Raw genomic sequence first — 4,435 nt, 5'->3', positions numbered from 1 at the left:
AGGTCCTGAGATTTCGTCGCGTCCGAAAGGCTCAACTCTAGCCGGCCGGTACCTGTGATCGCGGTTGCCCGACCTGTCAGCGCGAAGCGTCACGGATCCTCTTCGTCAGCCTGGGTTGGATGGAGCAGCATCCGATCTGACGAGTCGCCCGGTGCCGGTCCGGAATTCTCCGGCACGCGCGACGGCGTCGACGGGCCGCTCCGAAACGCGTCACGGTTGCGCCGGCCTGACGGCTTGCGTCAGCGCCGGGCGCAGATCGCCCGGGCCTTCATCGCAATCGGTGTCGCGCCCATCGCGAAACAGTAGATGCTGCTCTCGTCCATGGCGGGACGCTCGCCGCCGCTGCAGGTGCCGTTCACGGCGAATTCCTCCGTCGTGCAAGTTGCGACACACCGCCCGCCCGCCGTGCAATCCTCGACTTGCACCCGCAGCGCGATGGCGGTGCCCGGCTTGCCCTCGGGCCCGGCCGGTCCCGCGGGACCCCGCTCACCTGCCTGGCCTCTCGCGCCGGCCTGCCCGATCGGTCCGGGCGGGCCGACCGGACCGGCCGGGCCCGGCTCACCCTTCGCACCGCGCTCGCCTTGCGGTCCCTCGGGACCCTGCTGACCGGCGGCTCCCTGCGGACCGCGCGGGCCGACCTCGCCCTTCGATGTGTTCGCCGCCAGCATCACGTGGATCGGAGGGGACGGCACGGCCGCGGCCTGCTTCACAGCGGCAGGGCGGGCGCAATAGCCGACCACCGCCTGCCGGCTGAGCGAGTCCGATTTCAGCGTCACCACGCAGGTTTCCGGATGATAGGGGATCCGGAACGCGAAGCGGCCATCCTGATCCGCCCGCGTGTCGAACTTGTCGTCGAGGACGATCTTGGCCGCGCGGGGCGGGGCCAGGGTGCCGAAGACCCGCAGATCGCCATTCGAGATCATCGCCATGTCCACGGCGATGTCCCCGGCTCCCTGCGCCGCGGAGGCCAGGACGCAGAACCCCAAGACCAGAACCGATCGCCGAGCCATCCGGGACTCCCCCCACACCGTCCTGGCCAGGGTATGGCGGCCTGTCGCGCCGCTCTATCCGCCCGCGCCGTACGTATTTCGGCGCAGCTGCATGCGATTCGTACGTCGTCCTACGGCGAAGGAACCACAGGGACTGCGCCGGACGACGGGGTCCGGGCATTGCTGCCGGCAACGCGGCCGACATCGCACCCGCCTATCCTGCGCCGGGGCCGTCAGGGCCACCATCACGAGACGGCGCCGCCATCGTCTCAGCGCGAAATCACGGGAGGATATTGAGGTACCGCGCGGCGAGGTAGGCGGATGCCAGCGCGACAGCGACTCCCGCCCCGCCGAGACCGATGCCGAGCCAACGGTCGAAGACGGCCGCATCGCTGTCGGCGTCGCGCACCGCGCAGGAGACGCAATAGGTCGTGCCCGCCCGGATCGTCTGGCCGCAGGTCCGGCAGGTGGTACGGGCCAGCGGCATCGGTCTCTCGTTCGGCATCGAGCGGATGCAACGCTTCTTCGGTGTCGGCGCGTCGAATTCTAGACGCGTGCGGGCCGGGAGTCAGGAGGCGGCCGACCCGCGCCTGCGCGCTCCTCAGCCCTGCCGTCGACGATGGTGTCAGGCCGTCTTCCTGCGCCCGCGTCCCTTCGCCTCGGCCCCGCTCCCGCCGTCATCGGGCTCGGCTTCGCTCGCGCCGGGTCGTCCCAACCCGATCGCCTTCGCGAGCGCGGATCGCCGTTCGGCATAGTCTGGCGCGACCATCGGGTAATCCCGCGGCAGCCCCCACTTCTCCCGGTAGCTCTCCGGCGTCAGCCCGCGACCGGTGAGATGCCGTTTCAGGGTCTTGTAGTGCTTTCCGTCCTCGAAGCTGATCAGGGCATCGCGGCTCACGGAGCGTCGGATCTCGGCCGCCGACGGCTTCTCGACGGGGGAACTCGCGACCGGCGCAACCTCTCCCTGTGCGGCCGCCTGTATGGCGGCGTGGACGCTCATGAGTAGCTTCGGCAGGTCGGTGACCTGGACATGATTGTTAGAAACATAGGCGGCCACGATGCTCGCCGCCAAATGCCGGACATCGAGCTGCCGCGCTTCGAGATCGTCGTTCATCGCTGACTCCTGACGGCACAACTGGCATCACATCTCAGCTTCTCTACGAGGGACGCAATATTCCGTTCCGGATTTCTGAAGCGGAATTTATTGAGCGTTAACGATGCCTCTCACGCCGTGCCGAATGGCGAAAAAATCGTTAATAAGCGGTAACAAATCAGTATCTGCGTCGATGTGCGCGAATATCTAGATATATGGAATTATTAGGTTTGGGATATACGATGGATCCGCTACGTTTAATACAAATTAACGGGCGAATTAAATAGCTGCATTTCTCGTCAACCGACTGAGTATTTTTGAGACAATCCGAATAATATGTCGAGAGCGATGGTGTAGATCAACGGAATGGATGGATTATATTAATCCGCTATCATTGATATTGCAATACTCGTCGATATTTTACTACCCAAAACCAAGATCGCTCATCGAATCAGAGGCGTGAGTTTCGCTGACGGTGCGAGCGCCCACTCTCGCGTGGACATCCTCGGGCCCGGTCGAGGGACCCGTGGCAAGACCGCGCCAGCGGGATCGCGTCGTTCGCCCGGCGGGATCGGGCGCCCGATCCCAGCATCCGCTGGACGTGCTGCCGGACCGAATGCCGTCCTGTGCTAAGAGCCGCTCACAAAACTCCCGCCGCACCGTCGCGTGCGAAGGGAGGGCTCCCGGGAACCGGGAGTTTCGTGAGGTGCTCTGCGCCTGCGGCCTCCCCAACGCGTTGCCGACCGATGTTGACCCGCCGCACGCTCCTGTCCCGACCGACCTGGATCGCCGCCTGCGCGGCGGCCGGAAGTCTCGCGGGCGCGGGCTACGCGACGGCGGTCGAGCCGCACCGGGTGCAGGTCACGCGGTACCGCGTATGCCCACCCCGATGGCCGGCGGGTCTGACGATGCGGGTCGCCGTGCTCACGGATTTCCACACCCATCCCCGCTGCATGGGCGCGGATGCGATCGCCGATGTCGTGGCACGCACCAATGCCATGGCCCCCGATCTCACGGTGCTGCTCGGCGATTACGGCTCCCAGCATCCGGGCGGGGTCCCGTTCGAGATGGTGGCCGATCGTCTGCGCTTCCTGCACGCGCCGAAGGGCGTCTACGCCATCCAGGGGAACCACGATTGGGGCGACGATCCTGTGGCGCTCCGGCGCGGTCACGGCCCGACGCGGGCCGAGCGCGCGCTGCGGGCGGCCGGCATCGCCGTCCTGGAAAACGCCGCCATCCGTCTCGATGTGCCTGGCCCAGTCTGGCTGGCGGGCCTCGAGAGCGAGGCGACGCCGGGCCGCGCCCGGGCACCGGATCGCCTCGACCGGCAACGGTCCGAGATCCTCGCCCGGGCCCTCCGCGACGTGCCCGCCGAGGGAGCCGTCCTCCTGCTGGCGCATGAGCCGGATCTGTTCGCGACCGGCCTCGACCCCCGGGTCGCGCTCACGCTGTCCGGCCACACCCATGGCGGCCAGGTGCGGATCCTGGGGTGGTCTCCCTGGATCCCGTCGCGCTACGGGCTGCGCTATGCCTACGGGCACATCGTCGAGGCGCAGCGCGACCTGATCGTGTCGGCCGGGCTCGGCTCGCATTTCCTGGCCGGTCGGCCGTTACGCCTCGGCGCGCCGCCCGAGATCGTGGTGGTGGATCTCGGACGTCCGGACGAGGCGGAGACCCAGGCGGATGGGTTGGCCAGCCGAAGCGACGCGGCGTGATCGATCGAGGGCCGGACGCGCGCGCTGGGCGGCCATCACCACCCGATGCCGTCCAATCTCGTCGCAATCCGAGGATAAAGGCCGATTGCGCAAAATAAGTGCATGCCCGCCACTGTAGTGAGCGCGAAGAGCCATTATATTGCCAGATCTGAACCGATCAGTACGCCCGGTGAGGAAACGTCAAGCTTTCGCCTGCACGACATTGCATCGACGCTCTTGAGAGGACACGATCATGCACTGGACGGCCGTGATCCTCGCCGCCTACGCGGCCGGCCTGGTCGAGTTCTGGCGTCTGTGCCGGGCGGCCCCGCTGATGGCCGATGACACGCCTGTACCGTATCCCTTCGAGGTGGAGTCAGCCGAGCATCCACGTCATCGCCCAGCCTAGGATACCGATCCAGCCGACCACGACCAGCAGCACCACGGCCAGGATCGCGGTCGAGCCGTGGCGCGCGAACAGGCGCTGACCCAGGCTCCGTTCCGGGGTGGCCGGACTCGTGTCACGCGGTAACGTCGTCATGGGCCCGACCCTCACTCTCCGTTGTGAAGTCCTGGGCTTTGCAGGCGGTTCCGGGGTGATGCCCGGTGAAGCCGGGTGCGGAACTCCGGCATCCGGTGACGGGCGGATCTCAGGACCG

The 4,435-nt window shown here is 67.0% G+C and carries 5 protein-coding genes; 1 reads left to right on the top strand and 4 read right to left on the bottom strand.

Translation table 11 applies throughout. The features are described 5' to 3' along the window. Positions 1-239: 239 nt before the first annotated feature. The 3 genes from LGR69_RS31615 to LGR69_RS31605 form a co-directional block, all read right to left on the bottom strand. Positions 240-1,010: a collagen-like protein gene (locus LGR69_RS31615; RefSeq protein ID WP_230368573.1), complete on the bottom strand. Its 771-nt coding sequence runs from the start codon at positions 1,008-1,010 to the stop codon at positions 240-242. A 259-nt stretch (positions 1,011-1,269) separates the two neighbouring features. Next, positions 1,270-1,476: a hypothetical protein gene (locus LGR69_RS31610; protein ID WP_230368572.1), complete on the bottom strand. Its 207-nt coding sequence runs from the start codon at positions 1,474-1,476 to the stop codon at positions 1,270-1,272. Positions 1,477-1,614: 138 nt separating this feature from the next. Then, entirely contained in the window at positions 1,615-2,103 is a 489-nt protein-coding gene (locus tag LGR69_RS31605; protein ID WP_091865627.1) for a Ros/MucR family transcriptional regulator, read from the bottom strand. Between the two features lie 725 nt (positions 2,104-2,828). Here LGR69_RS31605 and LGR69_RS31600 point away from each other — a divergent pair. Beyond that, positions 2,829-3,797 (top strand): metallophosphoesterase, encoded by a 969-nt coding sequence (locus LGR69_RS31600; RefSeq protein WP_230368571.1) that lies wholly within the window; start codon positions 2,829-2,831, stop codon positions 3,795-3,797. 355 nt (positions 3,798-4,152) lie between these two features. Here the strand turns inward: LGR69_RS31600 and LGR69_RS31595 are convergent, their stop codons facing one another. Beyond that, positions 4,153-4,317, bottom strand: a complete 165-nt coding sequence (locus LGR69_RS31595) for a hypothetical protein (RefSeq protein ID WP_007568410.1) — start codon at positions 4,315-4,317, stop codon at positions 4,153-4,155. Positions 4,318-4,435 lie beyond the last annotated feature (118 nt).

Origin of the sequence: Methylobacterium brachiatum (assembly GCF_020523825.1) — a bacterium.
In the GTDB taxonomy this organism is placed as follows: domain Bacteria; phylum Pseudomonadota; class Alphaproteobacteria; order Rhizobiales; family Beijerinckiaceae; genus Methylobacterium; species Methylobacterium brachiatum.
The sequence above is the reverse complement of the archived record's forward strand: the minus strand, read 5'-3'. Positions and strand labels throughout refer to the sequence as shown.

Bases quoted from the DNA above. Each gene is read 5' to 3' on its own strand.
- LGR69_RS31595 (WP_007568410.1), bottom strand. From the start codon at position 4,317: ATGACGACGTTACCGCGTGACACGAGTCCGGCCACCCCGGAACGGAGC.
- LGR69_RS31600 (WP_230368571.1), top strand. From the start codon at position 2,829: ATGTTGACCCGCCGCACGCTCCTGTCCCGACCGACCTGGATCGCCGCC.
- LGR69_RS31615 (WP_230368573.1), bottom strand. From the start codon at position 1,010: ATGGCTCGGCGATCGGTTCTGGTCTTGGGGTTCTGCGTCCTGGCCTCC.
- LGR69_RS31610 (WP_230368572.1), bottom strand. From the start codon at position 1,476: ATGCCGCTGGCCCGTACCACCTGCCGGACCTGCGGCCAGACGATCCGG.
- LGR69_RS31605 (WP_091865627.1), bottom strand. From the start codon at position 2,103: ATGAACGACGATCTCGAAGCGCGGCAGCTCGATGTCCGGCATTTGGCG.